Annotated in this window: 23 protein-coding genes and 1 riboswitch; of the genes, 11 read left to right on the top strand and 12 right to left on the bottom strand. The window is 69.4% G+C overall.

Annotated elements, in window-relative coordinates:
* Window positions 1-3 precede the first annotated feature (3 nt).
* On the top strand, window positions 4-654 hold the full coding sequence (locus ACFPZ3_RS69090; RefSeq protein WP_379525350.1) for a TetR/AcrR family transcriptional regulator: 651 nt from the start codon (window positions 4-6) through the stop codon (window positions 652-654).
* A 3-nt stretch (window positions 655-657) separates the two neighbouring features.
* On the opposite strand, the gene ACFPZ3_RS69085 is transcribed toward ACFPZ3_RS69090, so the two are convergent.
* Genes ACFPZ3_RS69085 through ACFPZ3_RS69075 form a run of 3 tightly spaced genes read right to left on the bottom strand, consistent with a single transcriptional unit; the run spans window position 658 to window position 4,803 of the window.
* Window positions 658-2,085 carry an MFS transporter gene (locus tag ACFPZ3_RS69085; protein ID WP_379525168.1) on the bottom strand — a complete coding sequence of 476 codons (1,428 nt, stop codon included), beginning with the start codon at window positions 2,083-2,085 and terminating at the stop codon, window positions 658-660.
* A complete protein-coding gene (locus tag ACFPZ3_RS69080) occupies window positions 2,082-2,744 on the bottom strand; it encodes a Crp/Fnr family transcriptional regulator (protein WP_379525167.1) in 663 nt (220 codons plus the stop codon). The genes ACFPZ3_RS69085 and ACFPZ3_RS69080 overlap by 4 nt, the downstream gene beginning before the upstream one ends.
* 34 nt (window positions 2,745-2,778) lie before the next feature.
* Complete coding sequence (locus tag ACFPZ3_RS69075; RefSeq protein ID WP_379525166.1) at window positions 2,779-4,803, bottom strand: adenylate/guanylate cyclase domain-containing protein; 2,025 nt, start codon at window positions 4,801-4,803, stop codon at window positions 2,779-2,781.
* Between the two features lie 197 nt (window positions 4,804-5,000).
* Here ACFPZ3_RS69075 and ACFPZ3_RS69070 point away from each other — a divergent pair, with 197 nt between their 5' ends.
* Entirely contained in the window at window positions 5,001-5,900 is a 900-nt protein-coding gene (locus ACFPZ3_RS69070) for a collagen-like domain-containing protein (protein ID WP_379525165.1), read from the top strand.
* 47 nt (window positions 5,901-5,947) lie between these two features.
* Here ACFPZ3_RS69070 and purL read toward each other — a convergent pair whose 3' ends face one another.
* From purL to purS, 4 genes are all read right to left on the bottom strand, one after another.
* Window positions 5,948-8,197 (bottom strand): phosphoribosylformylglycinamidine synthase subunit PurL, encoded by a 2,250-nt coding sequence (purL, locus tag ACFPZ3_RS69065; RefSeq protein WP_379525164.1) that lies wholly within the window; start codon window positions 8,195-8,197, stop codon window positions 5,948-5,950.
* Window positions 8,194-8,874, bottom strand: a complete 681-nt coding sequence (purQ, locus tag ACFPZ3_RS69060; RefSeq protein ID WP_379525163.1) for a phosphoribosylformylglycinamidine synthase subunit PurQ — start codon at window positions 8,872-8,874, stop codon at window positions 8,194-8,196. Before purQ ends, purL begins: the two co-directional genes overlap by 4 nt.
* Window positions 8,875-8,997: 123 nt before the next feature.
* Entirely contained in the window at window positions 8,998-9,384 is a 387-nt protein-coding gene (locus tag ACFPZ3_RS69055; RefSeq protein WP_379525349.1) for an ATP-binding protein, read from the bottom strand.
* A gap of 221 nt (window positions 9,385-9,605) precedes the next feature.
* The gene (gene purS / locus ACFPZ3_RS69050; RefSeq protein WP_379525162.1) at window positions 9,606-9,851 is read right to left on the bottom strand and encodes a phosphoribosylformylglycinamidine synthase subunit PurS; all 246 of its coding nucleotides are present in this window, start codon (window positions 9,849-9,851) and stop codon (window positions 9,606-9,608) included.
* 228 nt (window positions 9,852-10,079) lie between these two features.
* On the opposite strand from purS, the gene pdhA reads away from it, so the two are divergent.
* The 4 genes from pdhA to ACFPZ3_RS69030 all read left to right on the top strand — a co-directional run bounded on the left by pdhA (window position 10,080) and on the right by ACFPZ3_RS69030 (window position 14,009).
* Window positions 10,080-11,171 (top strand): pyruvate dehydrogenase (acetyl-transferring) E1 component subunit alpha, encoded by a 1,092-nt coding sequence (gene pdhA / locus ACFPZ3_RS69045; protein ID WP_379525161.1) that lies wholly within the window; start codon window positions 10,080-10,082, stop codon window positions 11,169-11,171.
* Window positions 11,168-12,148: an alpha-ketoacid dehydrogenase subunit beta gene (locus ACFPZ3_RS69040; protein ID WP_379525160.1), complete on the top strand. Its 981-nt coding sequence runs from the start codon at window positions 11,168-11,170 to the stop codon at window positions 12,146-12,148. Before pdhA ends, ACFPZ3_RS69040 begins: the two co-directional genes overlap by 4 nt.
* An 11-nt stretch (window positions 12,149-12,159) precedes the next feature.
* Window positions 12,160-13,599 (top strand): dihydrolipoamide acetyltransferase family protein, encoded by a 1,440-nt coding sequence (locus tag ACFPZ3_RS69035; protein ID WP_379525159.1) that lies wholly within the window; start codon window positions 12,160-12,162, stop codon window positions 13,597-13,599.
* Window positions 13,600-13,715: 116 nt separating this feature from the next.
* Window positions 13,716-14,009: a Dabb family protein gene (locus ACFPZ3_RS69030; protein ID WP_379525158.1), complete on the top strand. Its 294-nt coding sequence runs from the start codon at window positions 13,716-13,718 to the stop codon at window positions 14,007-14,009.
* Here the strand turns inward: ACFPZ3_RS69030 and ACFPZ3_RS69025 are convergent.
* The 3 genes from ACFPZ3_RS69025 to ACFPZ3_RS69015 form a co-directional block, all read right to left on the bottom strand.
* A complete protein-coding gene (locus ACFPZ3_RS69025; RefSeq protein ID WP_379525157.1) occupies window positions 14,006-14,230 on the bottom strand; it encodes a hypothetical protein in 225 nt (74 codons plus the stop codon). The two genes, ACFPZ3_RS69030 and ACFPZ3_RS69025, sit on opposite strands and share 4 nt — an antisense overlap.
* A gap of 71 nt (window positions 14,231-14,301) precedes the next feature.
* On the bottom strand, window positions 14,302-15,240 hold the full coding sequence (locus ACFPZ3_RS69020) for an MBL fold metallo-hydrolase (protein ID WP_379525156.1): 939 nt from the start codon (window positions 15,238-15,240) through the stop codon (window positions 14,302-14,304).
* A gap of 53 nt (window positions 15,241-15,293) precedes the next feature.
* On the bottom strand, window positions 15,294-17,099 hold the full coding sequence (locus ACFPZ3_RS69015) for an acyl-CoA dehydrogenase (protein WP_379525155.1): 1,806 nt from the start codon (window positions 17,097-17,099) through the stop codon (window positions 15,294-15,296).
* A 102-nt stretch (window positions 17,100-17,201) separates the two neighbouring features.
* Here ACFPZ3_RS69015 and ACFPZ3_RS69010 point away from each other — a divergent pair, with 102 nt between their 5' ends.
* The 3 genes from ACFPZ3_RS69010 (at window position 17,202) to ACFPZ3_RS69000 (ending at window position 18,847) form a co-directional block, all read left to right on the top strand.
* Window positions 17,202-17,999 carry a class I SAM-dependent methyltransferase gene (locus ACFPZ3_RS69010; RefSeq protein WP_379525154.1) on the top strand — a complete coding sequence of 266 codons (798 nt, stop codon included), beginning with the start codon at window positions 17,202-17,204 and terminating at the stop codon, window positions 17,997-17,999.
* Between the two features lie 23 nt (window positions 18,000-18,022).
* Window positions 18,023-18,086, top strand: a riboswitch (guanidine-III (ykkC-III) riboswitch).
* Between the two features lie 31 nt (window positions 18,087-18,117).
* Entirely contained in the window at window positions 18,118-18,432 is a 315-nt protein-coding gene (locus tag ACFPZ3_RS69005; protein ID WP_379525153.1) for a DMT family transporter, read from the top strand.
* Window positions 18,433-18,463: 31 nt separating this feature from the next.
* The gene (locus ACFPZ3_RS69000) at window positions 18,464-18,847 is read left to right on the top strand and encodes a VOC family protein (RefSeq protein ID WP_379525152.1); all 384 of its coding nucleotides are present in this window, start codon (window positions 18,464-18,466) and stop codon (window positions 18,845-18,847) included.
* 2 nt (window positions 18,848-18,849) lie between these two features.
* Here the strand turns inward: ACFPZ3_RS69000 and ACFPZ3_RS68995 are convergent, their stop codons facing one another.
* Window positions 18,850-19,299 (bottom strand): hypothetical protein, encoded by a 450-nt coding sequence (locus tag ACFPZ3_RS68995; protein WP_379525151.1) that lies wholly within the window; start codon window positions 19,297-19,299, stop codon window positions 18,850-18,852.
* A gap of 76 nt (window positions 19,300-19,375) precedes the next feature.
* Here ACFPZ3_RS68995 and ACFPZ3_RS68990 point away from each other — a divergent pair, with 76 nt between their 5' ends.
* Complete coding sequence (locus ACFPZ3_RS68990; protein WP_379525150.1) at window positions 19,376-20,302, top strand: GNAT family N-acetyltransferase; 927 nt, start codon at window positions 19,376-19,378, stop codon at window positions 20,300-20,302.
* Here ACFPZ3_RS68990 and ACFPZ3_RS68985 read toward each other — a convergent pair.
* The gene (locus tag ACFPZ3_RS68985; protein ID WP_379525149.1) at window positions 20,289-22,292 is read right to left on the bottom strand and encodes a molybdopterin-containing oxidoreductase family protein; all 2,004 of its coding nucleotides are present in this window, start codon (window positions 22,290-22,292) and stop codon (window positions 20,289-20,291) included. The genes ACFPZ3_RS68990 and ACFPZ3_RS68985 overlap by 14 nt on opposite strands.
* A 215-nt stretch (window positions 22,293-22,507) precedes the next feature.
* On the opposite strand from ACFPZ3_RS68985, the gene ACFPZ3_RS68980 reads away from it, so the two are divergent.
* Window positions 22,508-24,253, top strand: a 1,746-nt coding sequence (locus tag ACFPZ3_RS68980) for a TIGR00374 family protein (RefSeq protein WP_379525148.1), incomplete at its 3' end; no start/stop codon positions are given.

Here is a 24,253-nt window from a genome sequence, read left to right as displayed (position 1 = left end):
GTGATGGGAAAACTGACCGCGCAGGCGATCGCGGAACGGGCCCTGGAGATCGGCGACACCGAGGGCCTCGAAGCCGTGACCATCCGCCGCCTGGCCACGGACCTCGGCGTGACCCCGATGGCCCTCTACTGGCACTACAAGAACAAGGAGCAACTGCTCTTCGGCATGGCCGACCACCTGATCGGCGGCTTCGCCCCCAAGCCCGCCGACGACCGCCCCTGGGCGGCCCAGCTCCGCGACCTGACGGAGGGCCTGATCAGAACGTTGCGCACGCACCCCTGCGCCAAGAACGTGATCGAGCAGATCGACCCCGTCTCGGTGCCGAACTTCCTGGCCGTCTGGGACCAGGCGCTCGGCCTGGCCCGCACGGCCGGCTTCGGGGTGGAGGAGAGCTGCCTGATCACCAAATACCTGCTGCAGAGCGCCATCGCCATCGCCGACGCCCCCGTCCACAACGCCGCCCGCCCGGCCGAGGAGATCGACCAGCTCGTCAGGACCAAGCGCGCGGGGCTGCAGTCGTTGCCCGTGGAGAAGTACCCGCACCTGGTGGAGATGGCCAGACCGCTGGTGGAGGGGACGACGCCCGAGCTGTACGACAGCTTCGGCGTGGACCTGGTGCTGGGCGGCATAGAGGCGCTGGCGGCCAGGCGTTAGGCCTCAGCGGCGGCCGGGCCGTGCCAGGGCGGCCAGCACCACTCCCGCCAGGGCCACCGAGAACAACACGGCGTACGCCCGCTGGAACCCCTCCATCAGCTGCCCCACCGCCACGGGTGACAACGTGGACAGCGTGCCCGCGTACACCTGCTCCCGCAGCCCGGCCCCCACCGAGGTGGTCAGGACGCTGAGCGTCAGGCCGACGCTGATCACGATGCCGACGTTCATCACCATGACCCGGAAGCCGTTGACCACCCCCAGGCTCCCGCGCGGCAGGGCCCGCATGACCTGGGTGGTGTTCCCGGTGAGGAACATGCCGCTGCCGCAGCCCGCCACGAACAGCCCGGCCGCGATCACCCCGTACGGCGTCGAAGGATCGGCCGTCAGCATCAGCGTGCCGAGCCCGGCCGTGGTCAGCGTCGCGCCGCCGATCGACAGCGCGTACGGCGACACCCTCAGCAGCCCCGCGAGCGGAGAGGCCAGCCCGATCCCGACCGGCACCGGCAACACGCTGAGCCCCGCCGCGAACGCGTCCACCCCCCTGGCCGCCTGGAAGTACAGCGCCACCACCAGGATCAGCGCCGAGCGCGCCAGCGCGTTGCAGAACGAGGCCAGGTTCGCGCAGGCCAGTAACCGCCCCCCGAACAACCGCAGGTCCAGCACCGGATTCGGGGAGCGCCGCTCCACCAGGACGATCAACGGCACCAGCACCGCGAACAGGGCGGCCCCGACCGGCACCACGGGGCTGGACAACCCGCTGGAGCCGGCCTCCGACAAAGCCAGCAGCGCGGAGGACAGGGCCGCGAACACCAGCACGTTGCCCAGCGCGTCCACCGGCTGCCGGGGCCGCCTGGGCACCCTGCGTAAGAGCGCCGCCCCCACGACGAGCGCCACCAGCCCGGCCGGCACGTTCACCCAGAAGATCCACTGCCAGCCGGCCGTCTCCGCGATCAGCCCGCCCAGCGTGGGCCCGGCGAGCTGGGCCACCGACAACGTGCCGATGTACACGCCCATACCCTGACTCAGCCGCTCGGGCGGGAACGCGTCGGTGATGATCACGGTGCCGTTCGCGAGGATCATGGCCGCGCCGATGGCCTGCAACACCCGCATCGCGATCAGGAACCACACCCCGGGCGACAGCCCCGCCAGCAACGAGGCCACCGTGAACAGGGCGAACCCCGCCAGATAGACCTCCCGCCTGCCCAGCAGGTCGGCCACCCGGCCGAAGAACACCAGGCTCGCCGTGTTCACCAGCAGGAACGCCAGCAGGATCCACCCCGACTCCAGCGCCCCGGCGCGGAAGTGCCGCACCACCACGGGCAGCGCCACGTTGAGCGTGCTACCGGCGATGCCGATGAGGATGAGGCCCAGGCTGGTGACCGCGCAGACCCGCCAGGCGTACCGCAGCTGAGCGTCCTCCTGGACGGTCACCTGGCGCGCTTGCGCAACCCGTCGATGTCGTGGATCACCACACGCCGCCTGCCGGTCTCGATCAGGCCCCGGTCGCGCAGTGTGCGCAGCGCCTTGCTGACGGCCTCGCGGGAGGCGCCCGTCCAGCCCGCCAGCTCGTCCTGCGACAGGGGCAGCGCCACGCGTACCCCGCTGTTGGTCTTCTCGCCGTAACGTTCGGCCAGCTCCAGCAGTCGCGTCGCGACCCGCCCCGTGGTGTCGAACGCGCCGTACTCGATGCGCTTCCTGTCGGAGTCGCGCAACTTCCCGCTGACGAGCTGCATCAGCAGGACGGCGATGCGCCCGTGGGCCTCGAGGAAGGCGGGGAAGTCGCGGACCACGACGCCGGAGATCGGCTCCAGCGCGGTCACCGTGGTCGAGCGCGGGGACCCGTCGATGGCGGACAACTCGCCGATCAGCGCGCCGGGCCCGCGCACGGCAAGCAGCACCTCGGTGCCGCTGCTCGTGTGCGAGGAGCACTTGACCCGGCCCTCCAGCAGCACGAGCACCCAGTCGGACGTGTCGCCCTCGGTCATGATGGTCGTGCCACGATCCCAGCGCCGCAGCCGGCCGGCCGAGCGCAGGGTCTCGGCCTCCTCGGCTGTGAGAAGGGTGAGGAATTCGCCGGGCTCTGGATCCATGCGCCCGATTATGTCGGTACTGGCTGCGCCCTATCTATGTCATTTGCGTCAGAACATACGCTGCGACGAGTTCCTCCTTGCCCTTGAGGTTGAGCCGCCCCAGCGGGTTCACCGACGCGCCATCTCCCAGTTGCGCGAGCGTCGTCTCGCCGATCACCACCGTGCCGGGCACGGCGACGCCCTGGAGCCTGGCGGCCACGTTCACGCAGTCGCCCATGGCGTTGTATCCGCGCAGCTCGGGACTGCCGATGTTGCCGACCAGCGCGGGGCCGGTGTTGACGCCCACCCGGAACGTCGGCCACTCGACCGCGTCCACCCGCTTCCAGGCCATCTCCTCGGCGATCTCGGCGGCGGCCCGCTGCATGGCCAGCGCGGCCCGGCAGGCGGCCCGCGCGTGTCCGGCCTGCTTGGCCGGCGCGTTGAACAGGGCCAGCAGCGCGTCCCCGACGAACTGCACGATCGTGCCGCCGTTGTTCAGGATGCAGGGGACGGCGGCCGTGTGGTAGCGGTTCAGCATGTCCACGATCTCGCGGGGCGTGACCTTCTCCGAGAACGTCGTGAAGCCCTTGAGGTCGGCGAAGAGCGCGGTCAGCTCCTTCAGCTCCCCGCCCAGCGCCGCCTGCCCTGGGTCGGCCAGCAGTGCGTGCGCCACGTCGGGCGACATGTACTGGTGGAAGAGCGTGTGCAGCTCCGTGTAGAGGCGGGCGTTCTCCAGGGAGATCGACAGCTGCCCGGCCAGCGTCGCGGCCAGCGCCTCGTCCTGGTTCGTCCGCCCGATCGGCACCTCCAGCACGCCCGCCAGGACCCCCTTGACGGTCAGGGGGAAGGCCAGGAGCTGGTCGCGCCTGATCGGGTTGCCGTCGGCGAACTGGTAGTCGCGCGAGCCGATCTGCGTCCTTCCGTCGGCGATCAGGGCGATCTTGACGTCTCCGTACGCCTGCCGCACCCGTTCCAGCGACGTCGTCAGCAGTTGGTCCTCGGGCAGGCCGATCCTGGTCTGGGCGCTCACCGACACCAGCGCGGCCAGCCGCTCCGACAACTCCCGCTCGTTGGCCAGCGCCTCGCCCGCCCGGTCGAGCACCGCGGCCTGGCCCTCGTTGAGCCGGAACTTGCCCGACAGCCGGGTCGCGGCCAGCGGCTCGCCCCTGCGTACGTGCTCGACCATCTCCTCCAGCGCCTCGTCGTAGTCACGCTGGATGCGCGCCACGGTCGCGGCGAGCGTCACCGAGTCGAACAGTCCGGCGCTCGACCCCTCCCTGCGGAACTGCAGGTACGCGCTGTAGGCCACGAACACGAAGGCCAAGGTGAGCAGGATGTGCCACTCCCACCAGGAAAGGTGCCAGTTGAGCTGCGACATCCCGGCGATCATGGACTCGGCCAGCAGCGCGTACGCGGTGATGAGGCTGATCAGCATGGCCGACGGGCGCCGCCGGTGCAGCAGGAACATCATCACGCTGGCCGCCGCGTACAGCAGCAGGCCGGGCACCGAGGCCCACACCAGCCAGTCGATCGGCGAGGCCAGCGGCGGCTCGCTGAGCGGCGTCAGCCCCTCCACCAGCGACGCGATGCCCCAGAGCACCATGAACCCGAAGAGCACTGCGCGGATGAAGTGTTGCGACCCCAGCACAGACCTGGCGGCCTTCTCATCCAGCGGCAGCGCCGAGGCGAACGCGAACGCCGACGCGATCGAGAGCCCCACCTGCTGCCCGAGGTCGAACCCCACGGAGCCGGTGGGCAGGATGACCTCGGGCGTGGCCAGTCCGTGCAGGAAGAAGAACCCGGCACTGCTCAGGAACACCATGGAGACCAGGAACAGCCGGGCGTCCTGCCGCCGCCGCGACGCCTCGCTGATGAGCACGCCGAGCACCACGTTGATGCCGGCCACCAGGATGATCATCCAGAAATGGCTCGCGTTGTGCTGCCAGGGGACGTTGAGCCGGGGTTGGGCCAGCAACAACCAGAGCCCGAGCAGGGGTACGGCGAGGTGGATCCCCCACACGACCCCGCGCACGGGCTGGGTGGCGGGCGGGAGATAGGGGACAGAACCGGGGCTTGGCACAGACCGATTATCCATGCGAGATCGCTGTCGCCAATGCGTCGTTTTACTCACGCCGGTCGGCAACAATCCGTCATGTCAGTCAGTAACACTGAGTTTCGAGACAAACACGTTATGCAATCAGTGTCATCCATTGGAACGTTCGAAGCGTGAATCTCATGCACAACATGAGCATCACTCGTTCCTCTGGAAGGAAAGCCGTGGCTATCAAGGTTCGTGGCGGGCGCACGATCACGCTCGCCGCCGTCGGAGCGCTGGCCGCCTCGCTCCTCACCGTCGGTGGCGTCGCCACCGCCTCGTCCGCCTCCCAGGTGCACGCGTGCGTGCACAAGACGTCCCGGTACGCCCGCATCGTCAACCCGACGACCAAGTGCCGCAAGACGGAGGTACGGGTGCTGATCGGCGGCGGCACCTCGACCACCACCATCCAGCAGGGCACGCAGGGCCAGCAGGGCGAGCGCGGCCTCCAGGGCGCGCAGGGCCCTCAGGGCGTCAGGGGCGCCAGGGGGCCGGTCGGCCCGGAGGGCAAGCAGGGCCTCCAGGGCCTGAAGGGCGAGAGCGGCCCGCAGGGACCGAAGGGCGAGCAGGGTGAGCCCGGCAAGACCGGTCTCCAGGGCCCGAAGGGCGACGACGGCAAGAACGGCCTGCCGGGCAAGGACGGCACAGACGGCAAGAACGGCCTGCCAGGCAAGGACGGCGCAGACGGCAAGAACGGTCTTCCGGGCCAGGACGGCGCTCGCGGTCTCCAGGGTCCCAAGGGCGACGACGGCAGGAAGGGCGACACCGGCCCGCGCGGCCCGCAGGGCGAGAAGGGCGAGCCCGGCGGCGGCGGCACGTACGTCACCTACACCGACACGGGCAGCATCGGCGGCTCCTCCGGCACCGCGTCGTGCGACAAGGGCGACCTGGTGACCGGCGGCGGCTTCACCGTGAACTCGAAGTACCAGGTCGTCAGCAGCATGCCCAGCGGCACCGGCTGGTCGGTCGGCGTGGTCAGGAAGGACGACGACGACCGGAGCCGCTCAGCCTCCGAGGAGCCCTCCACGCTGAGCAGCGGAGCCGGAACCGTTTACGTGGTCTGCCTGAAGAAAAAGGCGTAACGCCGAAGGGCCGGCCCGGAATCCCGTGCCGGCCCTTCGGGGAGACGTCAGTCGAACAGCGCGGGAAGCGCCGCCGTGTGCGTTTCCCGCAGCTCCTCCACGGAGACCTCGAACACGTCCTTGACCACCAGGGAGGCCCCGCCGGTCACCCCGAGCCCATAGCAGGGCACGTCGTGACGCCCGCACAACGAGGCGAACTCCTCGTAAGCCTCGGGCCGCACCGTGACGACCGCCCGCGAGGCCGACTCGCTGAACAGGTCCGTGAACGCGTCACCGGTCAGCTCCACGCTCGCCCCGACCCCCCGCGCCAGGCAGGACTCGGCCAGCGCGATGGCGAGCCCGCCGTCCGACAGGTCGTGCGAGCCTTCGAGCAGCCCGCGCCGAGCCGCCTCCACGAGCACGGTGCCCAGCGCCTGCTCGGCCTCCAGGTCCGCCTGCGGCGGCAGCCCGCCCAGGTGGCGGTGCTCGACGTGCGCCCACTCCGAGCCGCCGAACTCCTCGCGGGTGTCCCCGAGCAGCACGACCCGCAGCCCCTCGGCCCCGAACCCGGACGGCACCCGCTTGGCCACGTCGTCGATGACCCCGAGCACGCCCACGACGGGCGTCGGGTGGATGGCGGTCGATCCCGTCTGGTTGTAGAAGGAGACGTTACCGCCGGTCACCGGCACGCCCAGGGTCTTGCAGGCGTCGGCCAGACCGCGCACGGCCTCGGAGAACTGCCACATGACCTCCGGGTCCTCGGGGGAGCCGAAGTTGAGGCAGTTGGTGACGGCCAGCGGCTGGGCCCCGGTCACGGCCACGTTCCTGTACGCCTCGGCGAGCGCGAGCTGCGCCCCCGCGTACGGGTCGAGCTTGGCGTAACGGCCGTTGCCGTCGGTGGACAGCGCGATGCCCCGAGAAGTCGGTTCGGAACCTTCCATGACCTCGGAGATCCGCACCATGCCCGCGTCGGCCGGCTGGGCCAGCACGGTGTTGGAGCGTACGTAGCGGTCGTACTGGGAGGTCACCCACTCCTTGGAGGCCAGGTTGGGTGAGCCGAGCAGCTTCAGCAGCGTCGCGCGCAGGTCGGCGGGCCGCTCCAGGTGGTCGGGCGCGTCGGCGTTGAGCGCGGTCTGACCGGCGGGCTCCTGGATGGGACGCTCGTAGACCGGGCCTTCGTCGGCGGCGGTGCCCGGCGGGATGTCCACGATGACCTCGCCGTCCCAGGTCATGACGAGGCGGCCGGTGTCGGTGACGTCGCCGATGACGGTGGCGGGCACGTCCCACTTCTCGCAGATCGCCATGAACGCGGCGATGTCGTCGGGCCGCACCACGGCCATCATGCGCTCCTGCGACTCGCTCATGAGGATCTCCTCGGGCCTGAGCGAGGGATCGCGGAGCGGGACCAGGTTGAGGTCCACCCGCATGCCGCCGGTGCCCTTGGCGGCCAGCTCGGTGGTGGCGCAGGAGACGCCGGCCGCGCCGAGGTCCTGGATGCCGACGACGACGTCGGCGGAGTAGAGCTCCAGGCAGCACTCGATGAGCAGCTTCTCCATGAACGGGTCGCCCACCTGCACGGCGGGCCGCTTGGTGTGCGACTCGTCCTCGAAGGTCGCCGAGGCCAGGACGCTGGCGCCGCCGATGCCGTCGGGCCCGGTGGACGCGCCGAACAGCACGACCTTGTTGCCGGGGCCGGGCGCGATGGCCAGCTTGATCTGGTCCTTGCGCAGCAGGCCCACGCACAGGGCGTTGACCAGCGGGTTGCCGATGTAGCAGGGGTCGAAGGAGACCTCGCCGCCGATGTTGGGCAGGCCCAGGCAGTTGCCGTAGCTGCTGATGCCCTCGACCACGCCGGGCAGCACCCGGCGCGTGTCCACGGCGTCGGCCGCGCCGAAGCGCAGCGCGTCCATGACGGCGATCGGGCGCGCGCCCATGGACATGATGTCGCGCACGATCCCGCCGACGCCGGTGGCCGCACCCTGGTGCGGCTCGACGTAGGACGGGTGGTTGTGCGACTCGATCTTGAACGTGGCCGCCCAGCCGTCGCCGATGTCCACCACGCCGGCGTTCTCGCCCATGCCCACCAGCAGCGCCTCGGACTTGGGCGCCTTGGTGGCGAACTGCTTGAGATGCACCTTGGACGACTTGTACGAGCAGTGCTCGGACCACATGACGCTGTAGATGGCCAGCTCGGAGCCGGTCGGACGGCGGCCCAGGATCTCCTTGACCCGGTCGTACTCGTCCTGCTTCATCCCCAGCTCGGCGAAGGGCATCGCCTCGTCGGGAGTCTCCGCGGCCTGCCTGACACTGTCGGTCATGCGTTCACCAGGTTCTTCAGGATGGAGGTGAAGAAGCCGAGGCCGGCCGTGCTCGGGGCGCCGACCAGCTCTTCGACGGCGTGCTCTGGGTGCGGCATGAGGCCGACCACGTTGCCCGCCTCGTTACGGATGCCCGCGATGTCGTTGAGCGAGCCGTTGGGGTTGCCGAGGTAGCGCACGACCACGTGGCCGCCCGCTTCGAGCGCGGCCAGCGTGTCGTCCGCGGCCACGTAGCGGCCCTCGCCGTGCTTGATCGGCAGCACGATCTCCTGGCCCTGCTCGAACGTGCCGGTCCACGCGGTCGCGGTCTGCTCGATCCTGACCCGCTGGTCACGGCAGACGTAGTGCAGCGAGGCGTTGCGGGTCAGCGCGCCGGGCAGCAGATGCGCCTCGCACAGGATCTGGAACCCGTTGCATGTGCCGATCACCGGCAGCCCCGCCCCGGCGGCGGGGACGAGCTCGTCCATGATCGGCGCGAAGCGCGAGATGGCGCCGCAGCGCAGGTAGTCGCCGTAGGAGAAGCCGCCGGGCAGGAAGACGGCGTCGACTCCCTTCAGGTCGTGGTCGGCGTGCCACAGCGGAACCGCCTGCGCGCCCGCGAGGCGTACGGCTCTGGCGGCGTCCTGGTCGTCGAGAGTTCCTGGAAACGTGACTACGCCCACACGGGCAGCGCTCATGACAGTCGTCCCCTCCGGAGGAATGCGCGCGTCACCGCCCCTTCGGGGTGGACGGCGGTGTAATCAGGTTATCGGGTGCTGTCACATGGTCCGCATCGGCTTGCTCACGAGCGAACGCCAAGCTCAGACCGCGGCCAGCTCGCGGGGACGGGCGTCGGCGCCGTCATCCCAGGCGAGCAGCTTGCGCAGGTGGACCGTCGTGCCCTGTCCTGGGGTGGTGCCGAAGGAGATCTCATCGACCACGGACCGCATGATCAACAGACCGCGGCCGTTCTCCGTGTCGGGAGGGGGAAAGTGCGGGGGCATCGACGGGACGCCTTCACCGTTGTCCGCGACGCGTACGTCGCACTGGCCCGCGCCGATCGCCGCCGAGACCTCGTAGCGGTTGGCGGGTCCTCCATGCCGGACCGCGTTGGAGCACGCCTCGGAGACGGCGAGCAGCATGTCCGCGATGCACGTCTCGCTCACGTTGAGTGAACGCATGGCATCGCCTAGCACTCGCCTGACCATCGGTATGCCGATCGCATCCCGAGGTAGTGCCAACGAGAACTCAATATCCACCGGACTCCTCCGGGCTCCGGAATGTCACCTGGAGTAGGTTTCCCTGAGAAATCGGGGCTAACCGCAAAATCACGTTGTTGTTATTTAGTGTTGGCACGCCCGTGGCATTGTGGCACGTCGGAACCCGGCTTTAACCGCACCAGGGGAAATCCGTGCACCAAATGTGCCTTCTAGCCTTCAACCCGGACGCTGTAGTCCTCGATCACCGTGTTGGCCAGCAGGGTTTCGGCCATCTTCCGGACCTCGTCCAGCGCCGCCTCATCGGCCGCACCCTCGATCTCGACCTCGAAACGCTTGCCCTGACGCACGGCGGAAACGCCGGAGAAGCCGAGCCTGGGCAGCGCCCTGGCGATCGCCTGGCCCTGCGGATCGAGGATCTCGGGCTTCAACATGACATCCACGATGACGCGGGCCACTACGTTCCTCCTGGGAGCGGCAGGTGCTTGGGAAGCACAGCCTACCGGCGCGTGTGGCTGCCGACACAACGGGAACGGGGAGGGCATGGGGCTTGCGCACAGGGCTGTGACGTCTGCCACGATGGCCCCAAAAGCGCATGAACCTCCACCTCCCGGTTCAGCGCTCGGTAAGGCTGGCCTAAGGTGGCAACCCCATCGATGCCCGGCCCCGACCAGCAGGAGTGGCGCATGACAGTCGACGCCTCAAGTGGTGCAGGGACACCTCCTGAGCTCGTCCAGCTCCTCACCCCCGAGGGCGAGCGCGTCGAGCATCCCGACTACGACATCGACCTGACCCCGGAGGAGATCCGGTCGCTCTACCGCGACCTGGTGCTCGTCCGGCGCATAGACCTGGAGGCCGTGGCGCTGCAACGCCAGGGCGAGCTGGGCATCTGGGCCTCGCTGCTCGGCCAGGAGGCCGCCCAGATCGGCTCGGGCCGCGCGCTGACCGACTCCGACATGGCCTTCCCCACCTACCGCGAGCACGGCGTGGCGTGGTGCCGCGACGTGGACCCGGTGAAGCTGCTCGGCCTGTTCAGAGGGGTCAACCACGGCGGGTGGGATCCTCAGGAGCACAACTTCCACCTGTACACGATCGTGATCGGCAGCCAGACGTTGCACGCGGTCGGCTACGCGATGGGCATCCAGCGCGACGACGCGAGCGCGGCCACCATCGTCTACTTCGGCGACGGGGCCACCTCGCAGGGCGACGTCAACGAGTCGTTCATCTGGGCCAGCGTGTTCAACGCGCCCATCGTGTTCTTCTGCCAGAACAACCAGTGGGCCATCTCCGAGCCGCTGGAGAAGCAGAGCCGCATCCCGCTCTACCGCCGGGCCTCCGGTTTCGGGTTCCCCGGGATCAGGGTGGACGGCAACGACGTGTTCGCCTGCCTGGCGGTGACGCGCAAGGCACTCGAAGCCGCCCGCACCGGTCAGGGGCCGACGCTCATCGAGGCGTTCACGTACCGGATGGGCGCTCACACCACCACCGACGACCCCACGCGCTACCGGGTGGCCAGTGAGCTGGAGGCGTGGAAGCTCAAGGACCCGATCGAGCGGGTCAAGGCGTACCTGTTCAAGAACGAGCTGGCCGACCAGGCCTTTTTCGACTCGGTGGACAGGGAGGCCGACCAGCTCGGCGCCGACCTGCGCAGGCGCTGCCTGGCCATGCCCGACCCCGAGCCGCTCGACATCTTCGACCACGTCTACAGCGAGCCTCACGCCCTGATGGACCAGGAGCGCGCCCAGTTCGCCGCGTACTTGGAGGGGTTCGAAAAGTGAGCGTTCTGAGTTTGTCCAAAGCCTTGAACGAGGGCATGCGCAAGGCCATGGAGGACGACCGCAAGGTCCTCATCATGGGGGAGGACGTCGGCAAGCTGGGCGGCGTCTTCCGGGTCACCGACGGCCTGCAGAAGGACTTCGGCGAGGATCGGGTCATCGACACGCCGCTGGCCGAGTCGGGCATCGTCGGCACCGCGATCGGGCTGGCGCTGCGCGGCTACCGGCCGGTGTGCGAGATCCAGTTCGACGGGTTCGTCTTCCCGGCGGCCGACCAGATCATCACCCAGCTCGCCAAGATGCCGATGCGTTCGCTGGGCGCGATCAAACTGCCCGTCGTCGTACGCATTCCGTGCGGTGGCGGCATCGGCGCGGTCGAGCACCACAGCGAGTCGCCCGAGGCATACTTCACCCACACCGCCGGGCTGCGCGTGGTCGCCTGCTCCAACCCGGCCGACGCGTACACCATGATCCAGCAGGCCATCCGCAGCGACGACCCGGTGATCTTCTTCGAGCCCAAGCGCCGTTACTGGGAGAAGGCCGACATCGACACCACCTCCACCGACTGGTGGACGCCGCTGAACGCCGCCAAGGTGGTGCGGCAGGGGAGCGACGTGACGCTGCTGGCGTACGGCCCGATGGTCAAGACCTGCCTGGAGGCGGCCACCGCCGCCGAGGAGGACGGGCGCTCGCTGGAGGTCATCGACCTGCGCTCGCTCAACCCGCTCGACGAGCCGGTCGTCATGGAGTCCGTACGCCGTACGGGCCGCGTCGTCGTCGTCCACGAGGCCCCCGTCAACAGCGGCTTCGGGGCCGAACTGGCCGCCAGGATCACCGAACAGTGCTTTTACCACCTGGAATCCCCCGTCCTGCGGGTCGGCGGCTTCTCCACCCCCTACCCCCCGTCCAAGCTGGAGGAGCACTACCTGCCTGACCTGGACCGGGTGCTCGACGCCGTCGACCGGGCCTTCGGGTACTGAGGGGGTTGGCCATGCGACGCGAGTTCAAGCTCCCGGACGTCGGCGAGGGGCTGACGGAGGCGGAGATCGTCCGCTGGCACGTCAAGGCCGGTGACGACGTCAAGGTCAACCAGATCGTCGTGGAGATCGAGACCGCCAAGTCGATCGTCGAACTGCCCATCCCGTGGGACGGGGTGGTGGCGGCCCTCCTGGGCGAGGAAGGCGCCACGATCGAGGTGGGCGTCCCGATCATCGCCATCGAAACCACCGAACCCGGCGCCACGGGTGGCGCTTCGCCGAGTGAGGGCGGCCTGGAGGCCCTCGCCGACGACATGGTCCCGAAACCGCCGGCGGAAGGCGCGGTGGAACCCGGCGCCCACGGCAGCCCGGCCCCCAAGGAGGAACGCCAGGCGGTCCTGGTCGGCTACGGCGTCAAGACCGGCGCCACCAAACGCCGCCCCCGCAGGCAACCCCCGGCCGGCATCCCCGCCACCCCGGTCGCCAACCCGTCACGCGTGGCGGCACCGGGCGCGGACACGTCCGGCGCGGAGTCCAGCGCGGAGACGCCCGGCGCCGTCCCGGCGGAGTCCGGCGCACCGCCTACGACGCCCAGCCGGGTGGCCGTCCTGGCCAAGCCCCCGGTACGCAAGCTGGCCAAGGACCTCGGCGTGGACCTCACCACCATCGCCGGCACAGGCCCCCAGGGCTCGATCACCCGCGACGACATCGAGGCGGCGGCACACCCCCAGGAACCCCAGCAGCCCACGGCACAACGCGAAGAGCGCATCCCCGTCAAGGGCGTACGCAAGATGACCGCCCAGGCCATGGTCTCCAGCGCCTTCACGGCCCCGCACGTGACCGAATTCCTCCAGGTGGACATGACGGCCACCATGGCGGCGGTAGCGCGCCTACGGACGCTTCAGGACTTCGCCGACGTCAAGGTCTCCCCGCTGCTGCTGGTGGCCAAGGCCGTCCTCACGGCGGCCAAACGCCACCCCATGATCAACTCGGCCTGGGACGAAGCGGCCCAGCAGATCGTGATCAAGCACTACGTCAACCTGGGCATAGCCGCCGCGACCCCCCGGGGCCTGATCGTCCCCAACGTCAAGGACGCCCACGCCCTGCCCCTCCCCACCCTGGCGGCAGAGCTGGCCAAGCTGACGGAGACGGCCAGAGCGGGGCGTACGCAACCGGCTGAGATGTCCGGCGGCACCATCACCATCACCAACGTCGGCGTGTTCGGCGTGGACGGCGGCACCCCGATCCTCAACCCGGGCGAGGCCGCGATCCTGGCCTTCGGTCAGGTCAGGGACATGCCGTGGGTGGTGGACGGCGAGCTGGCGGTGCGCAAGGTGACCACCCTGTCGCTCTCCTTCGACCACCGGATCGTGGACGGCGAACTGGGCTCGCTGTTCCTGCGCGACGTGGCCGCCATGCTGGAGGATCCCATCCGCATGCTGGCCTGGGCCTAGGAACCGGGTACGGCGGCCGCCGGGAGGACCCCTCTTCCGGCGGCCGCCGTACTGTGGGGACGCCCGCACCCCGACACGTCAGAGCAAACGAGACCCCGACCAGATACATTGCCGGCATGATTCGCCATATCGTGTTGTTCACCTGGACCGAGGAAGCGACCGACGCCCAGAAGGTCGCCGTCACGGAGGCGCTGAGCGAACTCCCTGGCCTCATCCCGCAGATCCGCGCCTACACGGTCGGCTCCGACGCGGGCATCAACCAGGGCAACAGTGAGTACGCCGTGGTGGCGGACTTCGACAGCGTCGAGGACTACATCGTCTACCGGGATCACCCTGACCACCAGGCGATCATCGCCGCACGCATCAAGCCGATCGTCGCGACCCGCGCCGCCGTACAGCTCAGTCTCTAGAGATCGGGCGGGTTGTTCTCGCGGTGCATCAGCCTGTTGTCGGAAGTCTGGCCCCGCCGAGGGGCCAGCACGATGCTCAGCACCACTCCCACGCCACCGACGATCATGAAGATGAGACCGATGACGTCCATGTGGATGCTCGTGCCGAACACGTCGGGCTCGATCGCGAACCTCAGGATGGCGCCAAGCGTGAGGAAGAAGATGCTTACCCCGACACCCATGACGACCTCCAGGTAAACGATGGGTACAGCCACGGTCATACCCGGCTATCTCTGATCATACCTGTCGCATTTCAGGCCAGACAGGACAGCGGCCGCCCGCCGTTGTAGGCGACCATGTCGAGCACGGCGGTGACCAGGTCGATCGGCGCCCCCAGGGGGTGCCCGTCGAGTTCGGCGTAGGCGCGGTGCAGGTTGCCCACGATGCGCTCCGAGTCGAGCAGCCCGCCCCACTCGCCCAGGACCGTCTGCCTGGCCGCCTCCAGCGGCGTCAGCCCCGCCTCCCGGCCACGGAGAGCGGTCTCCTGGACGAAGCGCAGATAGCCCTCGACCGGCTCGTACGCCTCCGGCCCGCACACCTCGCCGTGCCCCGGCACGACGGTCTCCGCGCCCAGCTCCCTGAGCTGCCCGAGCGCCTCCAGCGCCCCGGCCACCGACCCCATCAGCACGAACGGTGTGCCGCCGTTGAAGACGAGGTCTCCCGAGAACAGCAGCCGCCGCTCGGGGATCCACACGTAGGAGTCGTTGGTCGTGTGCGCGGCATGCCCGACATGCCGGATCTCGCACCGCAGGTCGTCGGAGTAGACGGTGACCCCGTCGGTGAAGGTGAGGAACGGCGGCGTCGGCTCCATCTTCCCCCAGTCCACCTCGGGCGACCACGCGGCGCGATAGGCGGGGACGCCCTCGGCGATGATCTGGTCGCGCACGCCCTCGTGCCCGACGATCGTGGCCTCGGGGAACAACCAGTTGCCGAACGTGTGGTCCCCGTGGTGGTGGGTGTTGACCAGCGTGGTGATCGGCCGGTCGCTGACCTTGCCGATGGCCTCGCGCAAGGCCCGGGTGCGGCGCTCGGTCGAGCACGCGTCGATGGCGACGACGCCGCGCCGCCCGGCCAGGAACCCGGTGTTGTTGATCCACCAGCTCCCGTCGGGCTGCAGGTAGGCGTACACACCGTCGGACACCTCTTCGACGCGCGCCGGCGGCAGGGGGTGCTCCTGTGAGGACGAGCTCATGCCCGGAAGCTACTACGGCGGAACGCCCGCGCGAAGACGGGCGCTCCGCCGGTCTAGAAAGCTTCCTCGGGCAGTTCCATGAGCTCCTGGCCGGTGGCGGCGAGCACGCGCCGCTCGGCGGTCAGCCGGGGCAGCACGGTCGTGGCGAAGAACGAGGCGGCGGCGACCTTGCCCAGGTAGAACGGGTCCTCGCCGGCACTCAGCTTGGCCAGGGCCACCTCGGCCTGGCGCAGCAGCAGCCACCCGATGATCAGGTCGCCCAGTGAGAGCAGGAACCTGGTGGTGTTCAGCCCGACCTTGTAGACCTCCTCGGGCTTGTCCAGCGAGCCGAGCGCCCAGCCCGCCATGGTGTCGCCCATGGTCTTGACCTCGGCGGCGGCCTCGGCGAGCAGCTTGCGCTCCTCCTTGAGCCGGCCGTTGCCCGCCTCGGACCCGGCGAACTCGTTGATCTCGGCCAGCAGCGCGCCGATCGCGGCGCCCTGGTTGCGCAGGACCTTCCTGAAGAACAGGTCCTGGCCCTGGATCGCGGTCGTGCCCTCGTAGAGGGAGTCGATCTTGGCGTCGCGGATGTACTGCTCGATCGGGTAGTCCTGCAGGTAGCCGGAACCGCCGAGGGTCTGCAGGGAGCGGGAGAGCAGCTCGTACGACCGCTCGGACCCGACGCCCTTGACCACGGGCAGCAGCAGGTCGTTCATCGCCTGGGCGTGCCGGTCGTCGGGGTCGACGATCAGGGTGTCCTGGTAGGTGGCCGTGTAGAGCACCAGGGCGCGCATGCCCTCCACGTACGCCTTCTGCAACATCAGCTCGCGCCGCACGTCGGGGTGGTGGGTCACGGTCACCCGCGGCGCGGCCTTGTCGGTCATCCTGGCCAGGTCGGCGCCCTGGACGCGGGCCTTGGCGTACTCCAGGGCGTTGAGGTAGCCGGTGGAGAGCGTGGCGATGGCCTTGGTGCCGACCATCATGCGGGCGTGCTCGATGACCATGAACATCTGCTTGATGCCCTCGTGCACGTCGCCGACCAGCCAGCCGACCGCCGGGTGCTTGTCGCCGAAGGTCAGCTCGCAGGTCGTGGAGACCTTCAGGCCCATCTTCTTCTCGACGTTGGTGACGTAGACGCCGTTGCGCTCGCCGAGCTCACCGCTCTCAAGGTCCACGTGGTATTTCGGCACCAGGAACATCGACAGCCCCTTGGTGCCGGGACCGTGGCCCTCGGGGCGGGCCAGCACGAGGTGGAAGATGTTGTCGGCCATGTCGTGCTCGGCGCTGGTGATGAAGCGCTTGACGCCTTCGATGTGCCAGGTCCCGTCGGGCTGCCGCACCGCCTTCGTACGCCCGGCGCCCACGTCGGAGCCCGCGTCGGGCTCGGTGAGCACCATGGTGGCGCCCCAGTTGCGCTCGATGGCCAACTCGGCGAAGCGCTTCTGCTCCGGCGTGCCCACCTTCCACAGGGTGTAGGAGAAGTTGGGCCCGGCGGCGTACATGTACAACGCCGGGTTCGCGCCGAGCACCATCTCCGCCGTCGCCCAGGCCAGGCTCCGCGGGATCCCGGGCCCGCCCAGGTCGGGGGGCAGGTCGAGATGCGCCCAGCCGCCGTCGACCAGCGCCTTGAACGACTTCTTGAAGCCCGCGGGGACGGTGACGGAGCCGGTGGCCGGATCGAACACCGGCGGATTCCTGTCGCCCTCTTCGAAGGAGTCGGCCAGGACGCCGGTCGCGAGCCGGTTCATCTCGTCCAGGATGGTACGCGCGACATCCTCGTCCACTTCCGCGAACGGGCCTGTGCCGAGGATCTCGCTTCTCCCGAACACCTCGAAAAGGTTGAATTCCAGGTCACGCACGTTGCTCTTGTAGTGGCCCATGGGCGTTGATCTCCTTGAACCGAGACTTCTGTACTGGCGAGTAACCTTACTCTGAAATGCTACCCGCGGGTAACCCGCGCCATGCATGGCATGCTCGTCTCCATGGACGCCGAAGAACTCGCCGCAAAGTGGCGAGCGCGACTGGAATCGTGGGCGATTCCGGACGAGATCCTGGCCAAGGCCCCGGTGGATCCGTGGAGCCATTCGCCCGAGAGGTTCGGCACCCGCACGGACCGAGCGCTGAGCGAGCCCGACGACGGGCCGACCATGACGCGCTTGCTGGAGGCCCTTCCCGACAAGGGCACGCTGCTCGACGTGGGCTCAGGCCCTGGCGCAGCCTCGCTGCCGCTGCACGAGCGCATCGGCCACCTCTACGCGGTCGACACCTCGGCCGGCATGCTGGAGGGGCTGACAGGCAGGGCGGAGAAGCTGGGCGTGCCCGCCACGACGGTCGAGGGCCGCTGGCCCGACGTGGCCGAGCAGGTGCCGATGGCCGACGTGACCGTGGCCGCGCACGTGGTCTACAACGTGCCCGACCTGGCCGACTTCCTGCGCGCGCTCGACGCCAGGACGAAGGGGCGGGTGGTGCTGGAGTTGCCGAACCGCCATCCCATGAGCTGGATGACGCCGCTGTGGCAGCACTTCCACGGCGTGGACCGGCCGGTGCGGCCCATCGCGGAGGACTGCGTGGCGCTGGTCGCCGCCCTCGGATACGCCGTGCGGGTGGAGGAGCGGGAATCCCCGCTGGAACGTTTCACGACGGTGGAGGAGCTGGCCGCGAGCGCCTGCCGCCGGGTCTGCCTCGACCCCGCGCGGCTGGAGGAGGTGGCCGAGACGGCGATGGAGCTCGGCATGTGGCCGCTGCCCCGCGACCGCTGGGTCACCATCTGGTGGGAATGACCGCCCTGCCTGTGACGTTCACCTCAATGAGCTGAGAAGAGCTCCCGGACGAGACGCGCCGTACCCGGAAGGCCAAGACGACGCACGAAGTCAGTCTCGTCGCGAGGGAGTTGTCATCATGGCGTGGATCGTCCTAGTGCTGGCCGGCGTCTTCGAAGTCGTCATGGCCCTGTCACTCAAACTCAGCAACGGTTTCACCCATCTGTGGTGGGCCCTGTCGTTCCTGGTCACGGCCGTACTGAGCTTCGGCCTGCTCTCGTACGCGCTCAAGACCCTCGAGGTCGGCACCGCCTACGCCGTGTGGACTGGCGTCGGGGCGGCGGGCACCGCCATCCTCGGCATGGCCGCCATGGGCGACGAGGTGTCGCCTGCCCGGCTCATCTCCATCGGCCTGATCCTGGCCGGGGTCATCGGGCTGCGAACACTGGCTTGACGTCTTAGGTGGTGTCGGGTTGGGTGACCCCATGATCGAAATTCATGCTGTCACCATTGACGCCGCCGACCCGTACGAGATCGCCAGCTGGTGGAGCAAGGCCACCGGACTGCCGCTGGGCGAGGGGGACGAGCCGGGCGACGACGAGATCATGCTGCGTACCAAGCAGGACCCGTTCCTGCTGTTCATCCGCGTGCCGGAGGGCAAGACCGTCAAGAACCGGATCCACCTCGACGTCAACGGGACCGAGGGCAGGACTCGTAACCAGGAGGTCGAGCGGCTGACCGAGCTCGGCGCGACCGTCTTCGACGACCGCCGCCAGCCCGACGGCACCGGCTGGGTCACCATGCTCGACCCCGAGGGCAACGAGTTCTGCGTCTGCAGGAGTCCTGAGGAGAAGGGGCTTCAGAGCTGAGGTCACTGGCCGGATCGTGCTCGTCCCTGCATCGTCAGCGTCACGACCGCGGCGATCAGGTAGACGAGCGCGCCGTGCCACAGGGCGTCCACGGCTGAGCCGAAGACTCCCTCGCCGTCCAGCACGAGCTGTACCGGATAGTCCAGCACGGCCGTGATGCCGGCGGGCAGGAGCGCGAACTTCCACGGGTGCTTGAGCGACCAGAGGCGGGCCTGGCGGGTCACGCGGTCGCCCTCGTGCGGCTTGGCGACCGCGCCGATCGCGGCGATCAGGGCGAACAGGCTGACGCCCAGGCCCAGCGCCCACACCAGGTCGGCGCCGCCCGTGAGCAGGCCCACGCCGAAGCCGGCGGCGGCCACGACACCGCCGCCCAGGGCGGCGGTCTTCCAAGGGGCGCCACGGAGCGCGGCGCCCGACAGCGATACCTCGTCGCGTCGACTGATTTCGTTCATGTCCTCATGGTGTCTTTCGTCCCACCCTGGGGGCATCGGGGATGGACCCTGAGCTGTCCCTGACATGATTCCGGACATGAGTGATTTCGCGATTGCGCAGCTCGGCCGGGATGAAGGGGCACGACTGCGGGAGGTGCGGCTGCGCGCCCTGGGAGATTCGCCGGACGCGTTCGGGTCCTCGTACGAGCGCGAGGTCGAGTTCACCCCCGAAAAATGGACGGAAAGACTGGAAAATCCGGACTCGCGCTGGTGGGTGGCCACCCGCGACGGCGCCGACATCGGCCTGGTGTGCATGATGCTGGAGGAGCGCCGGCCCGCGCACCTGCTGTCCATGTGGGTCGCGCCCGAGGCCAGGGGCCTGGGTGCGGGCTCCCGGCTGGTCGACGCGGCCGTGGAGTGGGCCAGGGACGCCGGCGCGGAGGAGGCCGGCCTCTGGGCCGTGGACCGGAACCACGCCGCCCGCGCCCTCTACGCCCGCAAGGGCTTCACCCCCAGCGGCAAGGTCATGGCCCTGCCCTCCAACCCGGCCCTGATGGAGTCGCACTACGTGCTGTCGCTGATCTTCCGCAGGGCCCGTAAGGAGGACGTCCCCGCCATCGTGGCGATGCTGGCCGACGACCTCCTGGGTGCCCGGAGGGAGGGCGACCCGGGCGACGAGCGCTACCTGGCGGCCTTCGAGCGCATCGACACCAACCCGGCCGACGAGCTGATCGTGGCCGAGCAGGACGGCAAGGTGGTGGGGACGATGCAGCTCACGTACCTGGCCGGGCTGTCGCGGCTGGGCGCCGAGCGGTGCCTGATCGAGGCCGTCAGGGTCGGCGCCTCGACCAGGGGCCAGGGGCTGGGCCGCAAGATGATCATGTGGGCGATCGACCGGGCGCGGGCGCGCGGCTGCGCGATGGTGCAGCTCACCTCCGACAAGTCACGTACGGACGCGCACCGCTTCTACGACTCCCTCGGCTTCGCGGACTCGCACGTGGGCTACAAGCTCACGCTGGGGTGAGCTCGACCAGGTTGTCGTGGAACCCGGCCCCCCTGCCCATGTCCGCGTCCCGCTCGGCCACGACGGCGTTCGGATTGGCGCCGCCGGGGCTGAGCTTGGGCCAGCGGCCCTTCGTCGAGGCCACCACCCCGGCCGCCACCCGGTCGCTGATCTCCACGTCCGCCAGGAACTCGCCGCCGTCGTTGTGCACGCGTACCCGCTGACCGCTCAGCAGCCCGCGCGCGGCCGCGTCGGCCGGGTTGACCAGCACCACGGGATCCTTGGCCCGGCGCAACAACTCCGGGTTGTTGCCGAACGTCGTGTTGAGGAACATGTGCGAGGCGGGCGTCACCAGCGTCAGCGGGTACGCCGAGCGCTCCGCGGTGGCCGTGTGCGGGGGCACGTACGCCTTGCCCGCCGACGGGAACCGCAGCCTGCCTGAGCGCGTCGGAAAGCCTTCGGCGAACGGCGCGAACGGCTGGGGGTAGTTCATCCTCATCCAGCCCTCCTTGCGCAGCCTGTCCAGCGAGATGCCCTCCACCGACGGATGCCCGCTCTCCAGGAGTTGCCCGGCCAGTTCGAGGTCCGAGTCGTACAACGACGGCTCCGTCATCCCCATGTGCGCCGCCAGCCGGCGGAACGTCTCCGTCGTGGACAGGCACTCGCCGGGAGGCTGCACGGCCTGCTCGTTCCACAGCAGGTACATGTGGCCGTAGCCGGCGTGCAGGTCGTGGTGCTCGGTCTGCATGGTGGCGGGCAGCACGATGTCGGCGTAGTCCACGGTGTCGGTCGGGAACTGCTCCATGACCACCGTGAACAGGTCCTCGCGGGCCAGCCCGCGCCTGATGGCGTTGGCGTCGGGGGAGGAGCCTGCCGGGTTGGCCGCGTACACCCACAGGCACTTCACCGAGTCGAGCTGCGAGGCCAGCTTGGTCATGGTCAGCGTGCGCACCGGCTTGTCCAGCAGGTCGTCGCGCCTGTCGACGTTGAGGTTCACGTGGTCGCTGGTGGAGAAGGCGACGCCGCCGCCGGGGTGGCGCCAGTCACCGGTGACGCCGGGGATCGCGGCGATCGTGCGCAGCGCGGTGCCGCCGCCCGCGTGCCGCTGGAGTCCGTGCGTGGCGCGCAGGCCGGTCGGGCGGGTGTGGGCGAGCCTCATCCCCAGCCTGTGGACGGCCTCGGCGGGAAGCCCGGTGATCTCGGCCACTTTTTCCACCGGGTGACGCAGGATCTCCTCGCGGAACTCCTCCCAGCCCTCGGTGTGCTCGGCCAGGAACTCCTCGTCCTGGGCGTTCTCCGCCAGCACGACGTTGAGCAGGCCCAGCGCGAGGGCCGCGTCGGTGCCCGGCCTGATCGGCAGGTGCTCGTCGGCCTGGTCGGCCGTCCTGGTGCGGATCGGGTCGATGGCGACGATGTGGGCGCCGTTCGCCCGCGCGTCCTGGATGAACTTCCACAGGTGGTGGCCGCTGGTCAGCGTGTTCGTGCCCCAGAGCAGAATGAGCTTGGACTGGGCGAAGTTCTCCGGGTCCATGCCGGAGGCGAGGCCGAGCGTGCGGCGCAGACCGGCGTTGCCGGCTCCGGAGCAGATGTTGAGCCAGTGCTTGGAGGCGCCCAGCAGGTTCCAGAATCGCCGCCCGGCCACGCCCTCGCAGCCCTGCAGGTAACCGAGGGACCCGGTGCCCAGGTAGGGCCAGATGGCCTCGCCGCCGTGCTCCTCGACGATGCCGCGCAGCCGTACGGAGATCTCGTCGAGCGCCTCCTCCCAGGTGATGCGCTCGAACTGGCCGGAGCCCTTCGGCCCGACGCGGCGCAGCGGGTACAGGAGGCGATCGTCCGCCCGCGTGTGCTCCAGGTAGCGGTTGACCTTCACGCAGAGCGCGCCCCTGGTGTAGGGCTGGTCGGGGTTGCCCCGCATCTTGACGGCTTCGCCGTTCTCCACGGTGACCACCCAGGAGCAGGTATCAGGGCAATCTAGTGGACATGCCCCCAAAACCCTCAATTCACCCGACATAGGACACAGCCTACGTCCTGGGGCGGTCATGAATTCGGAGATGAAGGGTGGGAACTCCAGTGTGTAGTCTGCCCCGTGCGACGACTGCGGGGACGATTGACGACACTGGAGGTCTGAGATCGTACGGTCCGGCACGGGAAGGTGCAGAATCGCTCTCGGTGGCCGATATCAGGGAACGAGATGACACGGAGGACCTCTCGGAGGGGGATCCAGCCGTGGTTGAGTCACGCCCGGAAAACGACGTCTACGTAGTGGAACCGCTGCTGCCCCAGCGCCTTCGCCGCCCCTCCGACCTTCTGCGCTTCATCGCCACGCTGCTCGTGCTCGGCGCGGTCACCCTGCTCGCCCTGGTCGCCAAGCAGACGCTGATCGGGCTTGAGGCCGACGTCAAGGAGGGTGCGGAGCTCGTACCGCTGCTGAGTAGGATCGCCGCGTTCCTGGGCGGCGCGGCCGTGCTCATCGTGCCCGTGGCCTTCGCCGTCGAACGCGTGTTCCACCGCGACGGGCTGCGGGTCGCAGAAGGACTGATCGCCGCGATTGTCGGCATGGCCGGATCGTTCCTGCTCGGGCAGTGGCTCGTCGCCGGCAACGCCGACGACCTGCGCGTGCTGCTCACCGGCGACAGGACGATCGAGCCGCTCAACACGCTGCTCACCTCGGTGATCGCCTACGCCACCGCCGTCCGCATCTCCCGCCGCCCCACCTGGCGGATGCTGATGTGGACCACCGTCGCGCTCTACATCCTGGCCTTCTTCTCCGGCCGGCAGATCACCATCCCGAGCGCCATCGTCACGGTGCTGGTCGGCATGGCCATCGGCTACGCCACCCTCTACGGCGTCGGCAGCCCCAACACCAGACCCCCGGGCAGCGCCGTGCTGGCCGCCCTGCGCAAACTGTCGTTCTCGCCGGTCTCCGCCCGCCGCATCGAGGACGACCACCAGGGCAGCCGCCGCTACGCCGTGGGCCTCAAGGACGGCTCCAGCCTCGACGTCACCGTGCTCGACCGGGACCGGCAGGTGGCCGGGCTCGCCTACCGGCTCTGGCGGCGCTTCAGGCTCAACTCCGAGACCAGGCGCAAGGCCATCAGGTCGCTGCGGGCCGAGCTCGAACGCGAGGCGCTCATGGCGTACGCCGCCCAGGCGGCCGGCGCCAGCACGCCCCGCCTGATCGGCACCAGCGAGATCGGCACCGAGGCCGCGCTGCTCGCCTACGAGCACATCGACACGCGCCCGCTCGACGAGGTGCCCGACGCCGAGATCGACGACGAACTGCTCGCCCAGATCTGGGAGCAGATCGAGCTGCTGCAGATCCAGCGCCTGGCGCACCGGCGGCTCACCGGCGACAGCATCCACCTCGACCGGTCGGGCCGCGTCGTGCTCACCGACGCGCGCAGCGGCGAGGTCGCCGCCGGAGACCTGCTCCTGCGGCTCGACGTCGCCCAGCTCCTCACCTACCTGGCGCTGCGCGTGGGCCCCGAGCGTTCCGTCCGCGCCGCGGCCAACGTGATGGGCCCCGACGCGCTGGCCGCCGCCATGCCGCTGCTCCAGCAGATCGCGCTGACCAGGGAGACCCGCTCGGCGCTGGCCAAGGCCAAGAACGTGCTGCCGGGCATCCGCGAGCACATCGTCGCGCTCAAGCCGCAGGGCAAGGTCGAGGAGATCCGCCTCGAACGGTTCCGCCCCCGCACCCTGATCACGATCATCGGCAGCGCCATCGCGGCCTACATCGTGCTCTCCCAGCTCAGCCAGGTGAACGTCTACCAGGTGATCACCACGGCCAACTGGGCCTGGTCGGGGCTGGCGCTGCTGGCCTCGTTCACCAGCTTCGTGGCCGCCGCGCTCATGTTGCGCGGGTTCGTCCCCGAGCGGCTGCCGCTCTGGCGTACGGTGCTGGTGCAGTTCGCGGCCTCGTTCGTCAAGCTCGTCGCGCCCGCTGCGGTCGGCGGCGTCGCGATCAACACC

It is taken from the genome of Nonomuraea insulae (assembly GCF_042656245.1).
This window is presented reverse-complemented; position numbering and strand designations above follow the sequence as displayed.

What these genes read in the sequence shown, in the direction of transcription:
- purQ (WP_379525163.1), bottom strand. Translation starts at nt 8,874, where the DNA reads ATGAGCGCTGCCCGTGTGGGCGTAGTCACGTTTCCAGGAACTCTCGAC.
- ACFPZ3_RS69020 (WP_379525156.1), bottom strand. Translation starts at nt 15,240, where the DNA reads ATGAGCTCGTCCTCACAGGAGCACCCCCTGCCGCCGGCGCGCGTCGAA.
- ACFPZ3_RS68995 (WP_379525151.1), bottom strand. Translation starts at nt 19,299, where the DNA reads ATGAACGAAATCAGTCGACGCGACGAGGTATCGCTGTCGGGCGCCGCG.
- ACFPZ3_RS69055 (WP_379525349.1), bottom strand. Translation starts at nt 9,384, where the DNA reads ATGGTCAGGCGAGTGCTAGGCGATGCCATGCGTTCACTCAACGTGAGC.
- ACFPZ3_RS69000 (WP_379525152.1), top strand. Translation starts at nt 18,464, where the DNA reads ATGATCGAAATTCATGCTGTCACCATTGACGCCGCCGACCCGTACGAG.
- ACFPZ3_RS69025 (WP_379525157.1), bottom strand. Translation starts at nt 14,230, where the DNA reads ATGGGTGTCGGGGTAAGCATCTTCTTCCTCACGCTTGGCGCCATCCTG.
- purL (WP_379525164.1), bottom strand. Translation starts at nt 8,197, where the DNA reads ATGACCGACAGTGTCAGGCAGGCCGCGGAGACTCCCGACGAGGCGATG.
- ACFPZ3_RS69035 (WP_379525159.1), top strand. Translation starts at nt 12,160, where the DNA reads ATGCGACGCGAGTTCAAGCTCCCGGACGTCGGCGAGGGGCTGACGGAG.
- ACFPZ3_RS69080 (WP_379525167.1), bottom strand. Translation starts at nt 2,744, where the DNA reads ATGGATCCAGAGCCCGGCGAATTCCTCACCCTTCTCACAGCCGAGGAG.
- ACFPZ3_RS68990 (WP_379525150.1), top strand. Translation starts at nt 19,376, where the DNA reads ATGAGTGATTTCGCGATTGCGCAGCTCGGCCGGGATGAAGGGGCACGA.
- ACFPZ3_RS69090 (WP_379525350.1), top strand. Translation starts at nt 4, where the DNA reads ATGGGAAAACTGACCGCGCAGGCGATCGCGGAACGGGCCCTGGAGATC.
- ACFPZ3_RS69005 (WP_379525153.1), top strand. Translation starts at nt 18,118, where the DNA reads ATGGCGTGGATCGTCCTAGTGCTGGCCGGCGTCTTCGAAGTCGTCATG.
- ACFPZ3_RS69015 (WP_379525155.1), bottom strand. Translation starts at nt 17,099, where the DNA reads ATGGGCCACTACAAGAGCAACGTGCGTGACCTGGAATTCAACCTTTTC.
- ACFPZ3_RS69030 (WP_379525158.1), top strand. Translation starts at nt 13,716, where the DNA reads ATGATTCGCCATATCGTGTTGTTCACCTGGACCGAGGAAGCGACCGAC.
- ACFPZ3_RS68985 (WP_379525149.1), bottom strand. Translation starts at nt 22,292, where the DNA reads ATGTCGGGTGAATTGAGGGTTTTGGGGGCATGTCCACTAGATTGCCCT.
- pdhA (WP_379525161.1), top strand. Translation starts at nt 10,080, where the DNA reads ATGACAGTCGACGCCTCAAGTGGTGCAGGGACACCTCCTGAGCTCGTC.
- ACFPZ3_RS69010 (WP_379525154.1), top strand. Translation starts at nt 17,202, where the DNA reads ATGGACGCCGAAGAACTCGCCGCAAAGTGGCGAGCGCGACTGGAATCG.